At 33.7% G+C, this 23372-nt stretch carries 14 protein-coding genes; all 14 read left to right on the forward strand.

What is annotated here, in order from left to right; genetic code table 11:
* Window positions 1–106 precede the first annotated feature (106 nt).
* The 14 genes from N456_RS01535 (at window position 107) to N456_RS01600 (ending at window position 23320) form a co-directional block, all read left to right on the forward strand.
* The gene (locus N456_RS01535) at window positions 107–919 is read left to right on the forward strand and encodes a M23 family metallopeptidase (RefSeq protein WP_062053177.1); all 813 of its coding nucleotides are present in this window, start codon (window positions 107–109) and stop codon (window positions 917–919) included.
* A gap of 1266 nt (window positions 920–2185) precedes the next feature.
* A complete protein-coding gene (locus N456_RS01540; RefSeq protein ID WP_062053179.1) occupies window positions 2186–2488 on the forward strand; it encodes a hypothetical protein in 303 nt (100 codons plus the stop codon).
* 443 nt (window positions 2489–2931) lie between these two features.
* Complete coding sequence (locus tag N456_RS01545) at window positions 2932–4722, forward strand: DUF885 domain-containing protein (protein ID WP_062053181.1); 1791 nt, start codon at window positions 2932–2934, stop codon at window positions 4720–4722.
* 242 nt (window positions 4723–4964) lie between these two features.
* Window positions 4965–9500, forward strand: a complete 4536-nt coding sequence (locus tag N456_RS01550; RefSeq protein ID WP_062053183.1) for an RHS repeat domain-containing protein — start codon at window positions 4965–4967, stop codon at window positions 9498–9500.
* 55 nt (window positions 9501–9555) lie between these two features.
* Window positions 9556–14397: an RHS repeat domain-containing protein gene (locus N456_RS24925; RefSeq protein ID WP_062053185.1), complete on the forward strand. Its 4842-nt coding sequence runs from the start codon at window positions 9556–9558 to the stop codon at window positions 14395–14397.
* Between the two features lie 3 nt (window positions 14398–14400).
* Entirely contained in the window at window positions 14401–14724 is a 324-nt protein-coding gene (locus N456_RS01560) for a DUF6984 family protein (protein ID WP_062053187.1), read from the forward strand.
* A 397-nt stretch (window positions 14725–15121) separates the two neighbouring features.
* Window positions 15122–16138 (forward strand): RHS repeat-associated core domain-containing protein, encoded by a 1017-nt coding sequence (locus N456_RS01565; RefSeq protein WP_062053188.1) that lies wholly within the window; start codon window positions 15122–15124, stop codon window positions 16136–16138.
* Window positions 16139–16148: 10 nt separating this feature from the next.
* Window positions 16149–16667 (forward strand): barstar family protein, encoded by a 519-nt coding sequence (locus tag N456_RS01570; protein ID WP_062053190.1) that lies wholly within the window; start codon window positions 16149–16151, stop codon window positions 16665–16667.
* A 527-nt stretch (window positions 16668–17194) separates the two neighbouring features.
* A complete protein-coding gene (locus tag N456_RS01575; protein ID WP_062053192.1) occupies window positions 17195–18295 on the forward strand; it encodes an RHS repeat domain-containing protein in 1101 nt (366 codons plus the stop codon).
* Window positions 18267–18929 carry a hypothetical protein gene (locus N456_RS01580; RefSeq protein WP_062053194.1) on the forward strand — a complete coding sequence of 221 codons (663 nt, stop codon included), beginning with the start codon at window positions 18267–18269 and terminating at the stop codon, window positions 18927–18929. Before N456_RS01575 ends, N456_RS01580 begins: the two co-directional genes overlap by 29 nt.
* 727 nt (window positions 18930–19656) lie before the next feature.
* Window positions 19657–20853, forward strand: coding sequence for an RHS repeat-associated core domain-containing protein (locus N456_RS01585; protein ID WP_062053196.1), 1197 nt, complete (start codon window positions 19657–19659; stop codon window positions 20851–20853).
* Between the two features lie 5 nt (window positions 20854–20858).
* Window positions 20859–21158, forward strand: a complete 300-nt coding sequence (locus N456_RS01590) for a hypothetical protein (RefSeq protein ID WP_062053198.1) — start codon at window positions 20859–20861, stop codon at window positions 21156–21158.
* 523 nt (window positions 21159–21681) lie between these two features.
* The gene (locus tag N456_RS01595; RefSeq protein WP_062053200.1) at window positions 21682–22719 is read left to right on the forward strand and encodes an RHS repeat-associated core domain-containing protein; all 1038 of its coding nucleotides are present in this window, start codon (window positions 21682–21684) and stop codon (window positions 22717–22719) included.
* 1 nt (window position 22720) lies between these two features.
* Window positions 22721–23320 carry a hypothetical protein gene (locus tag N456_RS01600; RefSeq protein ID WP_062053202.1) on the forward strand — a complete coding sequence of 200 codons (600 nt, stop codon included), beginning with the start codon at window positions 22721–22723 and terminating at the stop codon, window positions 23318–23320.
* Window positions 23321–23372: the final 52 nt, after the last annotated feature.

Here is a 23372-nt window from a genome sequence, read left to right on the forward strand (position 1 = left end):
TTTGTTTTCAGAACTTACAGTATTTTTATATCATCTATGATTGCTAAATTATAGAATTTAGTATTTTATATCAGTTTTTGTATCTTAGAGAGATAAAACGAGTTATATGAAAAGTATACTGTCCCTTATGGTTATGATGTTTTGGGTTACTGTTTATTCTCAGGATAATTTTAAACTCTATTATGAAGAAACAGCAACAGGTTTTAAAATTCTGGCAGATAATGAAGAGTATAGCCCTGTTTCTGCAAAAATAGATTTTAGATTAGAAAACCTTTCCTCTACCAATGGTACAAATAAAGTCTATATAATACCAGCAAAAACTAAAAGACATACGATAACAGATCTAAATGTAATAGATAGAAAGAAACGAATAAGATTAGGATACGAATCGATCTATAATCATGGAAATCATAATCAAAAAGAATATGATGTTGATTTTCAATACTACTTACCGTTTAAGAAAAACTCAGAATATTGGTTGTCACAAGGATATAATGGAGCAATATCTCATAAAAATGAAAACGCATTAGATTTTAAAATGCCAATAGGTACTAAGATATATGCCGCAAGAGGCGGAGTTGTAGTAGATATAGAAGAAAGTTTTAGTAAAAGTTGTACTACAGGAGAATGTGTAAAGTATAATAACTTTATTGTCATCTATCATGCCGATGGCACTTTTGCAGAGTATACACATATTAAAAAAGATGGAGCAGAAATACATATAGGAGATCAGGTAACCGCAGGACAGTTTATAGGATATAGCGGTAATGTAGGCTGGGCAACAGGACCACACTTGCACTTTATTGTATTTTTACAGAAATTAAAAGAAAGAAAAACTCTAAAAACAAAGTTTCGAATAGGAAATGGAGACCAAGCTATTACACTGGTCGAAAAAGAGAAATATAAACGAACATATTAGCCAATATCAATCAATTTATTTCACTCCTCCCCCCTCATCAAAGCGTATTCCATGAGAGCTAATCTCGATAGCAAAAAAATATTTTAGAAACATACTCGATGAGCTTGCTCAGAGGTTATTAATTCTGTACTCACTAAATGAGATTGTAGTGCTCCAAAACTTGCCTAAGACCTATACATACTCAGTTAACGAAACATCAACTTTATTACTTACTTAGATGACAAAACCCTAGTGATCTCTTAAACCATTCTAAAAACAAGACAATACTATATGCTGTAAACTAAAAAGTAAGGCAATACTATCCTTTTATTTTACATAACATAGAAAATAGAGTATTGTTTTTAGATCGTAGTACCCCATCCCAAATGATTTTTTAAAAGCGACACTACTATTTACAAAAAAAATCATGAGCAATATATCACCAAGAATAGAGAACCTAATAGTAAAAGATTGTAATATGATATTAATAACTATAATCTACTATTATAGGAATACAGTGTAATATGAACAGTTTGTAATCTGTTGTTGTAAGAATACAATCTACTATTGTAGGAATATAGTGTAATATGAACAGTTTGTAACGTGCTGTTGTAAGAATGTAATCTGCTATTGTAGGAATGTAATCTGTTATGAATAGTTTGTAACGTGCTATTGTAAGAATGTAATCTGCTATTGTAGGAATGTAATCTGTTATGAGTAATTTGTAATGTGCTATTGTAAGAATGTAATCTGCTATTGTAGGAATGTAATCTGTTATGAGTAATTTGTAATGTGCTATTGTAAGAATGTAACCTGTTATTGTAGGAATGTAACCTAATATGAACAGTTTGTAACGTGTTATTGTAAGAATGTAGCCTGTTATTGTAGGAATGTGACCTAATAAATAGGGAGTGTTCAGTAAAGTGTGTTATCAAGTATAAACATTTAACTTTATGATATTATGAAAAAAAGTAGGGTTTATTATAAAGTTTTAAAAAAGCAATACACAATAGTATTTCCTTGATTTTAGCATAGCCCCGCTATGATGAAATTAGAAAACCCAGCAAAGCAATAGCTTTTTTAGCAGTCTCAATAGTTTTATCTCAATACTCTTTTTGCAATCAGGTATAAAAACATATGACAGTAGTTAGTGCCATAAAACTTACACCCCTGTTTTCAGTACCCTATTTTTCATTGTTTACCGTGTTTTAGATCGCTGTAAACGATACTACCTTGCACAGTATTAAGAAGCTAATTTTATACTAATTTTCAATACCAGATATAGAGATGAAAAAAATTAATATACAAACGTACATCACCACATTTATGTTACTTTTTGTACTAGCAGTGATATGTAGTTTAATCGGATATGCTAATGATAAAGGGACTCTTGTTTTTACTCCTGCAACAGTATTTTTAATGAAATTACATGCTATATTAAAGCTTCCTACAGAAACTATAGGATACTCCGGATTGATAAAAGGGATATATGGTCTTATAGGAGGGCTAATTCTTAATGTAATATTATATTCTTTTGTATTAGAGCGATTTGTTTTTTATGTAAAGAGCCTAAAACAAAAAGTTTTTTAGCATACACAACCACTTTGTGTTTGATAAAAGTTAGAATAATAGTATGAGAGATGACATACCAGTATGATAAGAAACCAGAATTAATTAAATCAGGCTGTACATAATACCCTCTATTCAATTATAGCAGACGATGAAAAATTGAAGATAAACATTGAATCACAACAGAAGAAGAATATATATTGGGGGATATATATAGTAAGTTGATGTGGCAAACAATGAGAAAGGGGACGCCTTATTTTTAGTATGATTAAAATAAGGTATGCAGTTATAGGATGTTTCTTTTTGATGAGTTAAGAAACAGTTTTTATAATTGCTTTAATAAGCCTTGTGGGTTTTTAAAAAACCTGCAAGGTTTATTTTTTTAAGAAGTTACGACATTGTTAAGAAATAGTTCTTATTGTACTAATTTTCCTATCTTACAATTTAACAAAACATAGCATACCATGATTAAAAAAATACTTACTATAGGGTATCTTGTATTACTTTTTACAGCATGTAAAAACGAAACTACAACAAAACAACCTGTAGAAGATACTACTATTAGTGATCGATTCAATGAGATGTTGGATAATTACTATGAAGAAGGATTAAAACTAAACCCTGTACAAGCCACTTTTGCAGGAGATAATAGATTTAACGATCAATTTTTTAATACTCTGGCAGAAGAAAATGTGCATACTACTAAAGCATATTATACTACATATAAAGAGCAGTTAGAGCAGTTTAGTGATAGTATTCTTTCTGAGAGTGAGAAAATGAGTAAAGCAATTCTTAAATGGGAGTGTGACATATACCTAGAGACGCTTAATTATAAAAAAGAGTATACACCAATTGATCAAATGTGGTCTATTAATTTGGTAATGGGGCAATTAGCAAGTGGATCTAGTGCACAACCTTTTAAAACAGTAGAAGATTATCATAACTGGCTAAAACGATTAGACGGATATGTAGATTGGATGGCATCTGCTAAGACAAAAATGGAAGAAGGTATAACAGCAGGATATGTGTTGCCAAAATCATTGATTGTAAAAGTAGTACCACAATTAAAAGCACTAACAGTCGAGGACTTAGAGAAACATCTTTTTTATAGCCCTATAAAGAACCTCCCTAAAGATTTTTCTGAAGAAGACAAGAACATGTTAATAGAAGCATATAGCAATATGTTATCCAAAAAAATAATCCCAGCATACAAACGCCTACACCAATTTATGAGTACAACATATATGGAAGCAGGGAGAAGCAGTTCTGGGATTGCAGCCATTCCTAATGGAGAACAATATTACCAGCATCAGATAAAACAGTATACCACGACTAATATGACTGCAGATGAGATCCATAATTTAGGACTTGCTGAGGTTGCTCGTATTGCTACCGAGATGGAAACCATAAAAAAACAAGTAGGATATACAGGAGATCTAAAATCATTCTTTGATCATGTACGTAATAAAAAAGAATTAATGCCATTTACAGACCCACAAGAAGTAATTGATAATTTTACTGCGATTCATAACCGTATGAAACCCCAGATAGAACAGCTATTTGATGTAAAACCAAAAACTCCTTTCGAAGTACGACGTACAGAAACTTTTAGAGAAAAATCTGCTAGTGCAGAATATAACCCAGGATCATTAGACGGCACCCGACCAGGGATTTTTTATACCCCGATACCAGAAGTAACAAAGTATAATATATATAGCGATGAATCATTGTTTTTGCACGAAGCCATACCAGGACATCATTATCAAATCTCATTAACACAAGAAAGTAAAGAGTTACCAAAATTCAGAAAAACACTATGGTACAGTGGTTATGGAGAAGGATGGGCATTATATAGCGAATCATTAGGAAAAGAACTTGGATTATATACAGATCCATACCAATATTTTGGAATGTTAGGAGCAGAAATGCATCGTGCCATACGTCTAGTAGTAGATACAGGATTACATGCTAAGGGATGGACACGAGAGCAAGCAATACAATACTCATTAGATAATGAAGCCGAATCAGAAGCAGGGATCACCTCAGAGATAGAACGATATATGGCTAATCCAGGACAAGCATTATCATATAAAATAGGACAATTAAAAATAAGAGAACTTAGAGCCAAAGCTAAAAAAGAACTAGGAGATCAATTTAATATCAGACAATTTCATAATCAAGTATTAGAAACAGGATGTGTACCCTTAGCAATACTAGAACAAAAAATAAATACTTGGATTGCTAATAGCAAGTAATCGTTATGTTTTGTTAAAAAAAATAAGACATCATTATATATCAAAAAACCCTGTAGAGCTAGTTTCACAGGGTTTTTTGATACATAAACTTAAATAAATTTAAAAAAAACCTTCTCTTCTTAATTTTAAAATCAAAAAAAAAGTAAAAAAAAAAATCCCAGTTTCAAAAAATGAAACTGGCGTGCCTTATTATTGCATTGGGAAAATAAACTATTAATCATTTAAAACAAATTCACAAACTAATGCATATACTACTCACACTATTATCTTATAGTACAGCTATGAGAAAAAAACTAATCTGGCTACTCATCATAGGGTTTAGCAGTATTACCGTTTTTGGTCAAAATGCCGCTCCTGTAAATCATTTTAATGTAAACTCTGCTCTAGGAGTTTATAATGTAAGTACACCAAATATGGCAAGTTTTCAAAAAGTTACCCATATTCCTATGAACCCCTATACAGGTAGGGCAAATGTAACAATCCCTCTGTATGAGATCAAATCAGGAGACCTTAGCGTTCCAATCTCTATCTCCTATAATACTTCTGGAGTAAAAGTAGATGATATCCCTTCATCTGTTGGTAGTAACTGGTCATTGAGTGCAGGAGGCAGTATCAGTAAAACAGTAAAAGGTCTTGAAGATTTTTATTACAAAGCTGAAGAAAGCCCTCAAAGTAAAGATTATTATGTATTAAAAAGCTTAGGATGGAGCCATCGCTTAGATTATGCAGCTACTAAATCTATAAAAACCCTTTTAGGAACCACACTACCTTTTACATTACCAGCAAAGAGTAATGGTTCTGATTTATATTCTAATGCTTTTAATCTACAAACAAAAAATGATGACTCTAGACCTGATCTATTCACTGCTAACGCTCCAGGACTATCTACATCATTTGTACACCGTATGGATAAAACCGTAATGGAATTACAACATCAGGGCAATACCATTGTATCTGCCTTTGGAGAAAGCAACCCTATAAGCCTTTTCGGATTCAATGACGGTTGGGAAGGCACAAGACCAATCAAATGTATTACTAATATAAATGTAACCAACCCACAGGGGGTTACTTATCAGTTTGGTCATCTCGATATTTCTCAAACTGCAGATACCTTATCTTCAAAATCCAGTGATAGACGAAAAAAATACGAAGTATATTCCTATAACCAGGTAGACACCTATCATTTGTCGTCTATGCAAAGTAGTGCAACTCACAAAGAAATTAAGTTTAATTATAATAGATATACATCAGAAAATGAAGAGGTTAAAATATCACAGGTTGAGAGTTATTCTGGCGGAAGTTTTGATAAAGGAATACCTATAACCCCTTTTATTTATCCTGCTCAACTTTTAAAAACAAAACATCCTCAATTAAACCGAATCAATACCATTACTTTTGAAGAAGGTTCTGTAGAGTTTATTCATGCTAAAAACAGAGAGGATCTAATAGGAGGTCGCGCTTTGACCACAATTATTGTTAGAGATTTTCATGGAACTGTGATCAAAACATTAAAGTTTGAATATAGTTATTTTAAATCAAGTTTTAACTGTACTACTCCAGAATGTAAACGATTACGACTAGATAAGATACGTGTTTTTAGTAAAACAGGAGCAGAATTACCTGGGTATACATTTAGTTATGACATTACTTCTTTACCTCCACGAGGTACCTATAACCAAGACTTTTTGGGATATGCAAATGGATTGGCAATCCCTAAAGAAGATACTCCAGCTTTTCCTAAGTTGTACTTTTCTGTTAATAAAGGAAAATACTCTTTCTTTCCAGTTTCATTAGGTCAGGATTACCGAGAATTACCAGGAGATTATTCTATGATTCCTGATCTAAAATATGCAAAAGCAGGTGTACTAACAAGTATACAATACCCTACAGGAGCTTCTACACAGTTTTCTTATGAATTAAATTCTTTTTTGATAGGTACCAAAGAAATACAAGGAGGAGGTTTGCGAATCAAGTCCCAACGTATTATTGATAAAACAGGACATCAAGAGATATTAGACTATCGATATCTTGATACTGACTGGAAACCTTCTGGTCGATTAAACGCAATACCAACATATGCCAATGTAAAAATTGGTTATGGAGACTCTACAGATGGTAATCTCGAAGATCTGCTTTTTGAAGTATATTCTTCCTCACAGTTTCAGGCAGAACTAACCGATGGAGCTTATGTAGGGTATTCTAGAGTTTTGATCAAAAACAGAGAGAACCACGGGATAACCGAAAATATATATACAAGTTCTAAAGACGAACCCAATATACAAGCACCTATATATGATGTAGGTACTCTTTTTAAAAATGAATTCTATGACGTAAACGAACCTTCTCTCGATTTTTATAATCAAAATGGAGGACTCCAAAATATATTGATCGATAAAGGCTTGTTTAGAGGTAAACTAAAATTACAACGATTATACGACTCTACAGGTAAATTAATACAACGAACCAATATCACGTATACTAAAGATCTTTTGGATTCCTTTTCAGTAGATCATATACAAGTAGAAGGAGATTTTATTGACACTTTTGGAGAACCAGCTTCTCGTGCTAAATATTATTCACAAAAGTTTGACCTGTCTTCACAACGCCATATGAAAACCTCAGAAATCGTAAAAGACTATTATAAAGATGGCACAACCAAAATTACCCAAACCAGTCAAAAATATCATTCTAAGTTTCCTGTCCTTAAAGAACAAACCGCAACCAATAGTTTAGGAATACCCATAAAAAATATCTTTTATTATCCTGATGAAAAAGCATCCTTATCAGACCTAAGTACCACAGAATCTTTGGCGATAGATCATTTAATTGGCAATAAAAGGTATACTATACCAATCCAAACCGAATCTTATATAGGAGATACAAAAACCCAGACACAACGTACCAGTTTTAAAACCTGGCAAAATTCGATTACAGCTCCTGCATCGCAGCAAACCGCCAAAAAAGATGCAGTTTTAGAAGATCGTGTAACATATAAACAATACGATGCATCAGGTAATGTAATATCAGTATCACAAACCAACGGTACCGAAATTTCTTACATCTACGGTTATAAAAACAGTGTGATTATTGCAGCGCTAAAAAATGTTTCTTATCAAGATATCCCTCAGGCTACGATTACACAATTACAACAATTATCAGATAATGATAAGGATACTGCAACAGAGCAAACGCTCAAAGATGCATTAGATGCTTTACGAACTACCTTTACACAAGGGCAGATTACAACCTATACGTATACGCCATTAATCGGAGTAACCAGTATTACTAATCCAGCAGGTATGACTACCTATTATCAATACGATGATTTTAATCGGTTACAAACGATTAAAGATCATTACGGAAAAATCCTAAAAGAGTATTGTTACGGATACAAAGGGGTTAGTAATCCATGCAATAGAACTTTACCTGTAGGAGATTTGGATGATATCATAGGCAATGAATCTTCTAAAGTATATATTGAGGTAGGTGCCCCAAAAGACTATCAGATTCCAATCCCAGATCATCTTGATGCGGCAGAGTATTATTGGCCAGAAATTGATAATACCGAATATAAGTATAAAAGTTTACACCCTGTACTATATTTCCCTAGGCCCAGACTTGTTCATGGGGATGGTTTCCCAAGTAACTCTATTAATTTACAAGGGTTTAACCTCCTTTATCCCACCGAGTATTATAGTTCGGGTTGGACAACCTCACGAAAAGGGATGTCTTATAAGCTAGTAGGTAAAGATTTAGGTAATAATGCGGATATAGTAGTGTGGGGAATCGTATTGGCAAACGGAAAAGAAATACCGATATCTACCACTATACCAGAACTAACCAATGTATTGTTTCCTGTGTTTTGTCTAAATGGAGTAAAAGGAAAAATATTTTGTAGAATAGTAAAAACAGGTCCTGTAACTCCTGTTGGTCCAGCATTAGCATCTGTAGATAACATTGTTCCAGTATCTTCAGAAATATATTATAGTAAACCTATTCTATTTACCGAAGGCTTATCTTATTTGGATAGATCAACACCTTATGCCCTTAGTAGTTCAACTGTAAATGCCTGTGAGATAATAGCGGGGATAGCTCCTGTAGATACACAAGATACGGGTACAACAGAATTTGATCTCCCCTGGAGCTATAGCGATTGGGATGTAAATTTAGAACAAGATGCTGATTATGATAGTATGACTGTAGGTGGATCGGGTATCCGAAATACAGAATTAGAACGTATCAAAGTTCATCTCAATTATGGGAAATATAGGATTCCTATTCCTAATGATTTTAAAGCACAAGAATATGAGTGGACAGAAGGAAACAGACCGAGTTTACACCCTGTATTTTATTACCCTAGGCCACATTTGATAGATGATATCACAGTACCGAGTGCTTCTCAGTTCAATTCTATTTTTAAACGGCACTATCCAGATTCGTATTACAGCTCAGGGTGGTATGTAGAACGAGGAGGATATCGCTATAGTATCACAGGATTAGAAGTGCTGTCAGAAGAGTATACAACCGAATGGTTTATAGCAATAGGGAATACTAAACATAAGCTAGAAGTATTTATACCAGAAACTACTGAACTCTTTTTTATACCAAGAAAGCTAATAGGGCAAAAAGGGCAAGTAGTATGTAGAGTCACTATAGGATCTTCTGATAATCCTTCTAAAATTATGGATATAAAAAGTGAGGTTACTATTTTTAAAGAAGGCTTAGCACCATCTGATTTAGGCGCAAGAAGTATTTCTCCTTTTGACTTGCAAAACTAATACAATACGTAACTATTATATATCCAAAACATTTTAATTTATTAAGATACTGATTATGAAAAAAATATATATATACATATTTGCGATACTATTTACCATATCAGGGTATTCGCAGTTTGTAGAACCCGTAGGTCCAGGAACTCCTACGCCAATTAATCCAGGAGGTCCTATCAATCCAGGAGGTCCAATAGATCCAGGTCCAATAGACCCAGGAGGAGATGATTTGTTTAAATATTATAAAGATGCTGATGGTGATGGTTGGGGTGATCCAAATGAAGAAATATCATTCATTCCAAGTATATTTAACCCCAATCCCCCTTCTGGATATGTTAAAAAATCTGGAGATTGCGATGATACAAATGATCAAATATATCCCAGGGACTGGTATCTGGATTTTGATAAAGATGGACAAGGAAGCGATCAGGAGTTAAAAGGGCTAACAGAAAGTGACTTTGTGTTTAAGGGATATCCTGTGCCATTTATATTTTCACAAAACCCAAAACCAATTGCTACAACAATTCCGGCAAAAGTATATAGAGGATGTCATCGTCCTAATGGACCATACTCTTATTCGATGACAAAAGGAGATTGTAACGATAATAATTCGTCTATTATATTAAGAACCTGGTATCGTGATAAAGATGGGGATAATTTTGGTACAGATACCGATACCAAACAACAATGTGAACAACCACAAGGGTATGTATATCAGGGGTTTGATTGTGATGATAATGATCCTAATAAAATACCAAAATACTGGTATCGCGATAAAGATAATGATGGTTGGGGAAAAGCTAACCATACCGTAAATACCCAGGGTATTACCTCAGATATAAAAACGCAATGTGATCAACCAGAAGGCTATGTCCTAAAAAGAGGAGATTGTAACGATGATGATCCATCCATAATACCACAATATTGGTATAAAGACTCAGATAAAGATGGTTGGGGGAAAATAATAGCTCCGTCTGAGTTAAATAACCCGCTCAACTCAGATATAAGAATAGCTTGTGAACAACCAAACGAATTTGCATTTGCCGTATTTGTAGGAAAAACAGGAGATTGTAATGATGGTAATGACCAGGTACACCCTGATGTTGTTTGGTATAAAGATAGCGATGGCGATGGTTGGGGAGATGCTAATAACATTCAAAAAAAATGTACGCAACCCGTAGGCTTTATTGCCAAAGCAGGAGATTGTAATGACAATGATAACCAAGTACATCCCGAAACCGTATGGTATAAAGATGGAGATGGAGATACCTGGGGCGATGCTACTATTACAAAAAAACAATGCACACAACCTGTAGGATTCGTACCCAAAGTTGGAGATTGTAGAGATGATGACGATCAAATACACCCTGATATAGTTTGGTATATCGATACCGATAATGATGGATTTGGAGAAGATGGAGATATCAAACAACAATGTGATCGCCCTATTGGATACAGTGCAAGTAAATCAGACCAATGTCCAGGTGTTTTTGGTAGAGATAAAGGTTGCCCTTCTGATAACTATACAAATCCATATATCAGTGACCAAAATTTTATCTATACCCGTACTCCACAAAAAGAAATCACCAGTGTATCAGAAATCCAAAAACGACAAGATGTAATCGAAGAAGTAACCTATTTTGACGGGTTCGGCAGACCAATACAACATGTAGGAATTGCACAGTCAAAAAGCGGATCATCATCTTTTAAAGATGTAGTACAGCATTATTCGTATTCTAATATTGGTAGACAGGATAAAGATTACCTGCCATATGCAGAAGGAGGAGACTATAACGGAAATTACCGAAAAGGAACTAACGAAAGAGCAATACAATACTATTATAAAAATCGATATAAAGATGACTTTAAAGATGTAAAAAACGAATCCGTTAATGTCTATACAGAACGCCAGCATGAGCGCTCTCCTTTGGCTCGATTAGAAAAACAAGCAGCTCCAGGAAAAGATTGGGCAATGGGTAACGGACATGAAATTAAACATGAATATGCTACCAATGCAGTAAACGAAGTACAAGCCTTTATAGCTACAGTTGGAGATAATGGAGAAACTACTTTAAGTAGCCCCGTACCCTATTATCCTGTAGCAAGTTTAACTAAGAATATTACCAAAGACGAAAACTGGACATCCGGTAAAAACCATACTACCGAAGAATTTAAAGACAAACAAGGTAGAGTTATACTAAAACGAACTTATGTGTCAGAGGAACAACATAATACCTATTATGTATATGATGACTTCGGTAACCTATCATTTGTCATTCCTCCAAAGGTGAATACGAATGATGGAATTGATACTACAGAACTATCAGAATTATGTTATCAATATAGATATGACTATAGAAATCGACTAATAGAGAAGAAAATCCCAGGTAAAGGGTGGGAGTCTATTGTGTACAATACACTAGATCAACCCGTATTAACTCAAGATGCATTATTAAAAGCACAAAACAAATGGCTCTTTACCAAATATGATGCTCATGGAAGAGTTGCCTATACAGGTAGTATAATAGATCATCGAGAGCGAAATAGTATACAAGCTGAACTAAATACTTTTACCACTACCTTATGGGTACAACGCAGTACTGCTATCTCAATAGGTGGTGTAACTATGTATTATACTAATGGAGGATATCCTAATGCGGATAATGCAGAAGTATTAACCATCAATTATTATGATGATTATGATTTTTTACAAAATGAAGACACTACTGTATTTACAGTTCCAACTACAAGTTTAGAACAATCTATAGCTACGATTACAAGATCATTGGCTACAGGTAGTAAAGTAAAAGTATTAGAAACCGATCATTGGATTACTACAGCAACCTGGTATGATAAGCGTTTACGACCAATCTATGTTACTACCAAGAATGAATATCTAAATACTCAGGATATTATAAAAAGTAAACTTGATTTTGTAGGTAAAGTACTAAAGACGCATACAGAGCATTATAAAGATAATAACGCACCTATTGTAACTGTAGATACCTATCAATATGATCATGTTGGCAGGCTATTAACGCAGCATCAGCAAATTAATGAGCAAGCACCCACACAATTAGTATCAAATACATATGGAGATTTGGGACAGCTAACATTCAAAAAAGTAGGAAATAATCTACAAACAATACGTTATGACTATAACGTGAGAGGGTGGCTAACAGGGATTAATAAAAATAAGGAAGGATATTCTTTACATTTATCAGGTCTAGGATCTTCTATTCAAAAACTCTTTGTTTTTAAGATCAATTACAATACCCCACAACATGGAGCTACACCATTATTTAATGGAAACATCAGTGAGACAGAATGGAAGACCGCCAATGATAATGTAGAGAGGCATTACACATACGGTTATGATGCATTAAATCGTATTACTAGTGCTATAAGTAATGATGGGAACTATGACCTAAGCAATGTTACTTATGATAAAATGGGTAATATAGAAGGCCTAACTAGAAAAGGATGGCAAAACTCATCGGATTATACTAATCTAGATATATTGGGTTATGATTATGACCAAGGTAATAAACTCTTAAAAGTAACTGATACAGGGAACAAAACCTATGGTTTTAAAGACGGTACTAATACCAATGAAGATTTTGAATATGATAGCAATGGTAATATGACCATTGACCGTAATAAAGGAATTACAGGGATTACCTATAATCATTTAAACCTACCCGAAACTGTTACTGTAACTAATACAGAACATACCGGAACTATTTCTTATATTTACGACGCCACTGGCGCAAAACTAAAAAAGATTGCAACAGAGGGAAGTTCATTAACAGAGACAGTATATGCAGGCAATTATGTCTATAAAAATGGTAATCTAGAGTTTTTTAACCATCCAGAGGGCTATGTGGAGAAAGAAGCAGATGGATATAAATATGTGTATCAGTTCAAAGACCATTTAGGTAACATCAGATTATCATATAAAGATGCTAATGATGATAAGTTGATTACACAAGATGAGATTATTGAGGAGAAGAATTATTATCCCTTTGGACTTAAACATGAAGGGTACAATAGTGCCGTGTCATCTCATGGAAACTCTACAGCACAGAAGTTTGGGTATAATGGAAAAGAAGAACAAGATGAATTGGGTCTAGCTTGGTTAGATTTTTCTGCTAGAAACTACGATGCTGCTATAGGTAGATGGATGAATATTGATCTATTAGCCGATGCAATGCGTAGACACTCTCCTTATAATTACGCATTTGATAACCCTATATACTATATCGATCCTGATGGTATGATGCCAATAGGAATTGGTGGAGATGATGAAAATTATAATAATTTTGATTTTAATAGAATTGATCCACAACCACTTACTTCAACAGTAGTAAATGACACAGGGACAATAATAGACCATAAAGATGATAGAGATGATAATATTTATTTGAATTCCAGAAGTGAGGAGAATATAATAGGAAAAGAAAAAAGTAGTAGAACTTATGTAGAAGGTCAACATATTTATAGAGATGAAGTAACTGCTGATTCAGATAAATTACCTAAGAATTTTTTAAATTTTCTTATGCTTGCTGAGATTCTGGATAATGATCCTCCGGAGTTGATACATCCTAGAGATATCGTGAAGGTTTCTATATTCAAGTTTTTATTTGCACAAAAAGCATTAATTACTTTTGGTAAAAATGCTAATCAAATCCATCATACTTTTAGGCATATATTAAAAGCTGGATTAACTAGAAAAGCTGTAGAAAAAGCTGTGACAAAAAGTGTAAATAAGAATTTAAAAAATATCAAACCAGGAAAGTCATTTAATAAAACTATTACCGTAGGCAGGCAAAAAATCACATATTCAGCTTATAAGTTGCCTTCAGGTGAAGTAAACGTAGGTAGAATAGTTATACCCAAATAGAATATGGAAGTAGAAAGAGCTTTAAAAATAGAGGAATATCAGTTATTAGAAAATATGATTAAAGAGTTAAATGATTATGATTTTAATCTTGACGACTTAAAGGTTATGAATATGCTTGACGGAAATATGGGAAGTCTTTATATTGTTAATCCTCAAAAGTCAAGAGAAGAAAGAGAAATGGATAAAGCTATTATAGAAAAACAGTTTTATGATACTGACAATGTACCTATATCAGTTTGCTTAAACATAGATACTGACGGGAATTTATTTGAATTAGATATATGGCGAGTTGATTTTAATCCGATAATTAATTTTCCTAAATATTAGTAATAAAGATTATGTATCAAAATTAAACCACCTTCACCTTCGGGTAGTTTTTTTATGAGTACGCCCCGCTCTTCGAGGAGTGATTAGGCTCTACGAATGTCTCTGACTTCGTAGCGGTGAGAGTGATAAATAAATGCTAAGAACCAGTTACAGAAATGTAACTGGTTTTTTAATTTTTGCAATACAAAAATGTTTAAGATATGGATGTCGGTTACAAAAAAGGAAAGAAACCTAATACAACATAATCAGTAGAACTATTTCTTATATTTACGACGCCACTGGCGCAAAACTAAAAAAGATTGCAACAGAGGGAAGTTCATTAACAGAGACAGTATATGCAGGCAATTATGTCTATAAAAATGGTAACCTAGAGTTTTTTAACCATCCAGAGGGCTATGTGGAGAAAGAAGCAGATGGATATAAATATGTGTATCAGTTCAAAGACCATTTAGGTAACATCAGATTATCATATAAAGATGCTAATGATGATAAGTTGATTACACAAGATGAGATTATTGAGGAGAAGAATTATTATCCCTTTGGACTTAAACATGAAGGGTACAATAATACTATCGTTGATTCTGAAAATAAGCACTTTACATATGTCGGTAAGGAATTAAACGAGAACCTTTGTTATAATATGCTAGAAATGGACTGGCGTCATTATGACCCTTCCATTGGAAGATTTGTAGGGATAGATGCAATGGCTGAGAGTTTTGAGAACTCTACACCTTATCATTATTCAAACAATAATCCAATATCATATGGTGATCCTACAGGGTTATTTCCTGAAAATCATGCGACGTGGGTAGTAAATGGAGAAACCAATGAAAGGTTTTGGGTTGATGATGGATATGATTTTGATTGGATTGTTAGTACAGACACTTTTAATACTATAAAAGAAGCAGGGGAAATTCCAGATAATCTAAAATGGGCGAGAACTAAAGAATTTTTGAGACAAGTTTGGGCAGGTGTTGTTAAATCCGATGGTTCTGCTAGTGACGAAATAACAGCCTTCTTGATAACGGACGATATAAATGATGTTGGTGAAGTTGTAGTGAATGAAGCAGGAATGGGTAATATGGCTATTGGAGTAGCTTTAGCTATTGGTGCTGGGAAATTAAAAAAACTGAAAAAACTTGCCAGATGGGCGAAAAAAAGGGTTAATAGAGGTAAAAAAATTCCTGGAACTAAAAAAGGAGGAGTGCCTTGGGAAAATGATGGAAGAGATGGAGGAGCAATTCTTCCAAAGAAAGATGCGAATGGAAAGCCTATTACCTATACCGAATATGATATAAATAAAGCACCACAACATGGAGCAACTAGAGGGAAAGAGAGAATGGTCGTTGGTTCCGATGGAAGAACTTATTATACAAGAAACCATTATGAGAGTTTTAAAGAATTTAAAGATTAATTAAGGTATTATGGCTTGGAAATGGAATAATAGTTATGATGAGGATGAAAATAAAGATTGGTTAACTGTAAGAAATGGACCAATAGTAAAATACTTTTCACAAAAAGTATTAGAGAATGATGTTAAAGAGTTTGAAAAAATGAGATATCAAGTTATTGAGATATCAGCTATAAATTGGACGAGTGAAAATGCACATAAAAAAATCCAAGAAGGATTTGATTTTCCTGATTATTATGGTGAAAATATAAATGCCTTCAAGGACTGTTTGGATGATAAATTTAACAAAAAATATAAAGGATTAGTTATTGTATTTAAGCATTTTGATTCATTCTATCAACACTCTAAAGACTTTAGTGAAGCTATATTAGACATTATTGTTAATGTTGCTTGGACTTGGTTACTTGCCGAGCAAAAATTAATTCTTTTTGTTCATTCTGATGATCCTGACTTTATTATTGATAAAGTAGGTGGGTTTGAACCTGATTGGAATGGACAAGAATGGTTTAATGATGATAGAAAGCCTCAATAAAAAATAAACCCCGATCGCTCGGATATGATAGCGCAGAAATGTTTTCTGTGCTGGGTATGAGTAAGCAATAAGAATAAATGATAAGAAAGATAAACCCATGGCAGTAATGTTGTGGGTTTGTTGTTTTATAAGGTGTTATGAACACCAGCTCTGCGAAGTGTGCTGCTCTGCGAATGTCTCCCGACTTCGTAGCGGTACGAGTAAGAAAATAAAGATCCCCGCTCTTCGAAGAGTGATGCTCTACGAATGTCTGTGACTTCGTAGCGGTAAGAGTAAGAAACAAAGATTAAGAACCAGTTACAGAGATGTAACTGGTTTTTTTATTATAAGAAGATTTATTCTTTGTATAGTTTAGCTACCTTTTTATCGATAAGATAACCCGGAACTATTTCTTATATTTACGACGCCACTGGCGCAAAACTAAAAAAAATGCAATAGAGGGAGGTTCATTAACAGAGACAGCGTATGCAGGTAATTATGTCTATAAAAATGGTAATCTAGAGTTTTTTAACCATCCAGAGGGCTATGTGGAGAAAGAAGCAGATGGGTATAAATATGTATATCAGTTCAAAGACCATTTAGGTAACATCAGATTATCATATAAAGATGCTAATGATGATAAGTCGATTACACAAGATGAGATTATTGAGGAGAAGAATTATTATCCTTTTGGTCTACAACATGAAGGGTACAATTTTGCTGTAAATGGTAGAAAACATAGCTTCGACTTTTTAGGGCAAGAACGCCAAGAAGAACTTGGGTTAAATTGGGTATCATTTAGGCATAGGAATGGAGGTCCTTCTATTGGTAGGTTCTTTGGAATTGATCCTGTATCTGCTGATTACGTTTCTATATCTACTTATCAATTTGCACATAACAATCCTGTTTGGAAAATTGAACTTGAAGGTCTTGAAGGAGCAACTACCTCTGGAGAAGACACACCAAATTATGAACCTGTAGGAAATCCTTCTTCTCATATACCTTTACCAATAGGGGATACTACAGCAGGTAATTATGGAAGTGAGCCTGTATATACTACATTTAATACTGGTTCTGGCGGCAGAGAACCTATGCGAGGTTTTATTAATCCATCATCAGAAGGAGCATACGGAGATGATCCAGTGCGAGCACTAGTTACTGATATTACATTTATAGGTTTATCTTTAATTGGTTTGGATGCTCTTGATGAAGCTATAGTTTCTCAAGTTGACCCTGAAGCTTCTACAGGCGAGAAGGTACAGGCGGCAGTAAATGTTATACCTGCATTAATTAAAGGTGGTAAAGGTAAAGGAACAGCTCCTCTTAGTAGAACAGGTCGCCCATTACCTAAGGCTCAGACTAATGGAGGAAGAGCTTTAGATCCAAAAACAGGACAGCCTCTTGGGGGTAGTGGAAAAGCAAGACCAGTTACTGTTAAAACTTCATCCTACAAAAAGGCAAAAGACGCAGCTAGAAACTCAGGAAGTGGATCGGCGGTTAAGCACACTCAAGATTCAAAAGGTGGTAACCACTTTCATACTGGAAAAGGAAAGAGGGGAAAAGGAAAAGGAACCAAGAAATATGGATCTAGGGCAGGTAAAGTAGGTAATAATGTGCATTATGAGTACCCTAAAAACTCTAGTAATTGAAAATATGAAAGATAGTAAAGTAGTATTTATTGGATTAGCAGAAATCAAACCAAAAGAAGGAAACAATTTTCTTAAAGATAAGGATTGGGCTATAGTTAAAGTTATAGGAAAGTTTTCAAACGAAGAAGACATGAATATATCTGTTAAACTTTATTTTGATAAAATCGAATGCGATTTGATCGATTTGAGGAATGTAGAGTTATTTAATCAAGAAAAGAAGTACTTTGATGATAATGTTGATTTTACCTCTGTATTAAAAACAGTAGAAAGAGAAGGGGAAATACAAATAGGAACTTTCTATGGTTATAAAAATGATGAAGAAATAAATAATTGGTTAGCTTTAGTACAGGTTAAACCCGCTAATGATAATGATACCCTTAATGGAGCATTAGGAGCCTTTGTTAATGTAGCTTATCGTGCTTGGGATATAAATAATTTGGAAGATCTAATTTCTAGCACCTTTAAGGAACAAGATTATGAGGTTTTAAATATTGAAGATATTGAAACAGAAAATGATTTAAATATTGATAATTCTGAGGAAGCAGAGAAATTAGAATTATTAAAAGATATTAAAGAAGAAGGTTATAGTTTTTCTTGGGGTACGTTTTATACTTATGAAAATGAAGAAGATTAATGCTCCCGCTCTTCGAAGAGTGATGCTCACCCCGATAGCTCGGAGTGTGCTGTGAGAAGATCAAAAGATTCTCGTAACTGAAAATAAGATGGTAGTAGGTCTACCGATATCTGCTTACAGGAGCTGGTATCAAACTACCTTTCTAGTGGTATAAGAGTGATTTTATAGTTCGAAGCGAGAAAGGAAAAGGCTCAGGTATGAATAAAAGAGATGAGCGAGAGCAAACCTTTGAAGAAGCGTCGAGAAATCGTACTTACTGTCAAAACCGAGACATTCTGAGGTCTTAGGGATTAGTATAACGGTCACCTGTTTACTGGCTATATGACAGTCGTCGTTAAGGGGGCATGACTTTTATTTAGGCTTATTTTCGGAACGCAGGAAGCCTTTTATTGATGTAAAAGAGAACGCTCAAGCTAGGTAATAGTGAGGAAATTATCGATACAATAAAAGGTGGCGGATCAATTCGTAGTAGTGAAGAAGTTTCTGTAATGGAGATGGAGCGAAGGGATTGAATTGTACAAGTAAATAAATGCTAAGAACCAGTTACAGAAATGTAACTGGTTTTTTAATTTTTGCAATACAAAAATGTTTAAGATATGGATGTCGGTTACAAAAAAGGAAAGAAACCTAATACAACATAATCAGTAGAACTATTTCTTATATTTACGACGCCACTGGCGCAAAACTAAAAAAGATTGCAACAGAGGGAAGTTCATTAACAGAGACAGTGTATGCAGGTAATTATGTCTATAAAAATGGCAATCTGGAGTTCTTTAACCATCCAGAGGGTTATGTAGAGAAAGAAGCAGATGGGTATAAATATGTATATCAGTTTAAAGACCATTTAGGAAATATTAGATTATCATATAAAGATGCTAATGATGATAAGTCGATTACACAAGATGAGATTATTGAGGAGAAGAATTACTATCCATTTGGACTTAAACATGAAGGGTACAATAGTGCCGTGTCATCTCATGGAAACTCTACAGCACAGAAGTTTGGATATAATGGTATAGAACATGAGCAAGCTTTAGGGCTCGATCTCTACGAAATGCCGTTACGACAATATGATCCAGCCATTGGAAGGTGGACAGCTATTGACCCTATTACGCATCATTCGATGTCTACATATACCGCTTTTGATAATAATCCAGTTTTCTGGGCAGATCCTAGTGGTGCGAATTCCACGGCAGAATGGATGGAAGAAAATGGTATAACGGATAATGATTTGATTACTGTTTATAGTGCAGATGATTATGGTCCAGATAATAATGTAACAGTCAATAGCAAAACTAAAAAAGCAGAGATTTCAGAAAATGATAATGATTATGATACTGTAGTAACAGATGGTGAAGTTAGTTATGCTCCTAAAGGAAGTAGTAGATCATATTTAGAATCTCAGGGTTATATAGTTAAAGACCTCGAAGGAGTAGGCATGGGAGCTGTTGATAATGCTATTTTAATTCTTTCAAGTGAAGCGGTATTAGCTTGGGTTGGTAGAGGAATTTCAGCTTGGTGGGCAGGACGAGCAGCTAGTAGTATTGATGATGTTTCAGGAATTGTATTACAAAGATCAGAGCAGTTAAGTATTTTGGGTGGTAATGCGGGTAAATGGCCTTGGAAGAGAACAACGGCGAGTATTGCTGAACTTACTGCTGGTGGAGGAAATTGTCTAGCTTGTGCAAGAAAAATTCAAGAAGCTATTGGCGGAAGAATAATAAATATAGTAGATAATTTTGGGGCCCCAGGAATTGGACCTATGTACAATAAGGCAGGAAAATTAATTTCGAGAGATTTTAAAATTCATCACGCAGTTAGAAAAGGAGATATGATTTTTGATAGAGTAACAGGGCCAAGTGGTATGAGTGTAGATAATTACAAAAAATTATTTGAATATGGGAAATATTTGAATTTTAAATAAAAAATATGAAATCTAAGTTAAAAAATATTATTAAGCACTTGAAAGAAAGAAAGGAAATGTACTTGTTTGGTAATGATTCTTACTCTACTTTAATATCTTTCTTAATTGGTTTTAGTATTGGTGCTGTTGAAGGAGATAAAAATATTCTTAATGAGTTTGATGATTGGCTTCAAGTAAAAGAAGGAAAATCTTTCAGTTTACATTGGTCTAGCTATATTCTTAATGAATTATGTAATAGTGATGAGGAAAAGGCAGGTAAAATGGTTCTAGAATTAATGGAAGATTTTATTACCCAGACAGGGTAATGTCCCAAACTGGTGCTTTTGAGAAAAAGTACTCTAAAGTTTGATTACCAAATGAATTATATAATTAAAAAAGAGTTGTAGAAATACAGCTCTTTTTTTATACATAAAAGTGAGCAAAAAAACAGCTCTCTACCCTACCAGAAAGGAGGAAAAGAAGACTACAACCCTATTAAAACCAAATCTATGCGAACAAACAACACCCCGATAGCTCGGATTTGCAATCCGTGAAACACACGAAGCAATAAAGAAAAGAACCAGTTGCAGAGATGTAGCTGGTTTTTTTAATTTTTGCAATACATAAATTAAAAAAATAGATGTTTAAGGCATGGGCATTGATCACAAAAAAAGGAAAGAAACCTAATACAACATAATCAGTAGAACTATTTCTTATATTTACGACGCCACTGGCGCAAAACTAAAAAAGATTGCGGCAGAGGGAAGTTCATTAACAGAGACAGTATATGCAGGTAATTACGTCTATAAAAATGGTAATCTAGAGTTTTTTAACCATCCTGAAGGCTATGTGGAGAAAGAAGCCGATGGGTATAAATATGTATATCAGTTTAAAGACCATTTAGGTAATATTAGATTATCTTATAAGGATGCTGATAAGAATGGTTCTATATCTCAAAGTGAAATCATAGAAGAGAAAAACTACTACCCCTTCGGCATGACTCATTCTGGATATAATACTACTGTTAGAGGAAGAGAACATAACTATGGCTATAATGGTAAAGAAGAACAATCAGAATTAGGGTTAGAATGGCTCGATTTTGGAGCTAGGAATTTTGATGCTTCATTAGGACGTTGGATGAATATTGATCCATTAGCTAATAAATATTATTCTTATTCTCCATACAATTATACAGCAAACAACCCTATTAGTTTTATTGATCCTGATGGTCGAGAGTTAAAAATCGCAGGGAACAGAAAGCAACGTAGACGAACACTCAGAACCTTAAGAAAACTTACGAATAATAGATTAAAATTAAATAGAAAAACTGGAGTAGTAAGTATTGGAAGAGGAGCTAGGAATAGAAGTAAAAGTCTTAAAAACGGGACAGGTTTGATTTCCAGAGTTATTGGTTCAAAAAATACAGCGACTATTAAACCTATTGAGCAGTTTAGAGCAGAAAGTAAAGGAAGAAAAACTATAGAAGCCATAGATCTCGGTACACTTACAGGTAATGGAACTGAAGGTCACGCCTCACCTGAAAATCTTTCCAATGGTGTTGGTGGTGATGTAACGGTGATATTTGATCAAAATGATAACGGATCTGAAATTAAAAATGAAGATGGTTCTACAGGTCGACCAACTGAAATTGGTTTAGGTCACGAATTGCTTCATGCAGACAATATGCTTTCTGGAAATGTAGATGATGGTGATGCTCCTGAAGATATAGAAGACCCTGATACTAGACAAGAAGGAGTTTTAAGTGCCGAAGAAATTTCTGTTCGGGAAAATGAAAACGAGATAAGGTCAGAGCAAGGTGTTAAGCAAAGAAAAGCACCGATCAACAATACTCTAAAAAATTTGCAAGAATTCTTAAACGATAATTAAAATGATCATTAAAAAAATATTTTGTGCTGTAACAGTTTATTTTACAATAACTTCTTTTAGTATATGTTGCAAACCATTACCTACAGATTTAAACGATAATAATTTAGTTGAAAAACAAGTTAAAACTTGGCAAAAGGTTAGTGATGATTTTTTGCTTAAAGAAGGTATTTCTAAGCCTGAAATTCTATATAATTATATGAAGAACTCATTTAGACCTATTAATTTTGAGGAAAAAGAGTTAGATAGTTATAAAAAAGCTATTTTAAATTTCACATATGCTAATTATAAAAATAAAATTATAAATAACGATTTTTTTATAGCAGAAAGGATGAGTCAACATGGTTTGTCATATACCTTAATTTTAAATACAGAAGGAAAGAACTTGATCATGTTAGGAGCCTTTCAGGGAGAGTTGAACGTAAAAGGTAAACAAGAGTCTTCAATTTTAGATTTTGAAAAAAAATTTAATAGTTATAAACCTTTTGATAAATGTGAGGTAAATAATAATCCAAACCGATATACTATATTAAATAAATTTAGTTCTAATGGAGATATTGAAATTAAAGTTGTAGATCGTCAATGTAGAGGGGAATATAAATAATCCAAAATTAAATCAAAAAGTAAAACCACCTTTAACGAGGTGGTTTTTTTAT

Origin of the sequence: Aquimarina longa SW024 (genome assembly GCF_001401755.1) — a bacterium.
Taxonomy (GTDB): Bacteria; Bacteroidota; Bacteroidia; order Flavobacteriales; family Flavobacteriaceae; genus Aquimarina; species Aquimarina longa.

Excerpts from the sequence above, each read along its gene's own strand:
- N456_RS01590 (WP_062053198.1), top strand. The coding sequence starts at position 20,859 with ATGAAATCTAAGTTAAAAAATATTATTAAGCACTTGAAAGAAAGAAAG.
- N456_RS01570 (WP_062053190.1), top strand. The coding sequence starts at position 16,149 with ATGGCTTGGAAATGGAATAATAGTTATGATGAGGATGAAAATAAAGAT.
- N456_RS01580 (WP_062053194.1), top strand. The coding sequence starts at position 18,267 with ATGAGTACCCTAAAAACTCTAGTAATTGAAAATATGAAAGATAGTAAA.
- N456_RS01600 (WP_062053202.1), top strand. The coding sequence starts at position 22,721 with ATGATCATTAAAAAAATATTTTGTGCTGTAACAGTTTATTTTACAATA.
- N456_RS01550 (WP_062053183.1), top strand. The coding sequence starts at position 4,965 with ATGCATATACTACTCACACTATTATCTTATAGTACAGCTATGAGAAAA.
- N456_RS24925 (WP_062053185.1), top strand. The coding sequence starts at position 9,556 with ATGAAAAAAATATATATATACATATTTGCGATACTATTTACCATATCA.
- N456_RS01535 (WP_062053177.1), top strand. The coding sequence starts at position 107 with ATGAAAAGTATACTGTCCCTTATGGTTATGATGTTTTGGGTTACTGTT.
- N456_RS01545 (WP_062053181.1), top strand. The coding sequence starts at position 2,932 with ATGATTAAAAAAATACTTACTATAGGGTATCTTGTATTACTTTTTACA.
- N456_RS01540 (WP_062053179.1), top strand. The coding sequence starts at position 2,186 with ATGAAAAAAATTAATATACAAACGTACATCACCACATTTATGTTACTT.
- N456_RS01560 (WP_062053187.1), top strand. The coding sequence starts at position 14,401 with ATGGAAGTAGAAAGAGCTTTAAAAATAGAGGAATATCAGTTATTAGAA.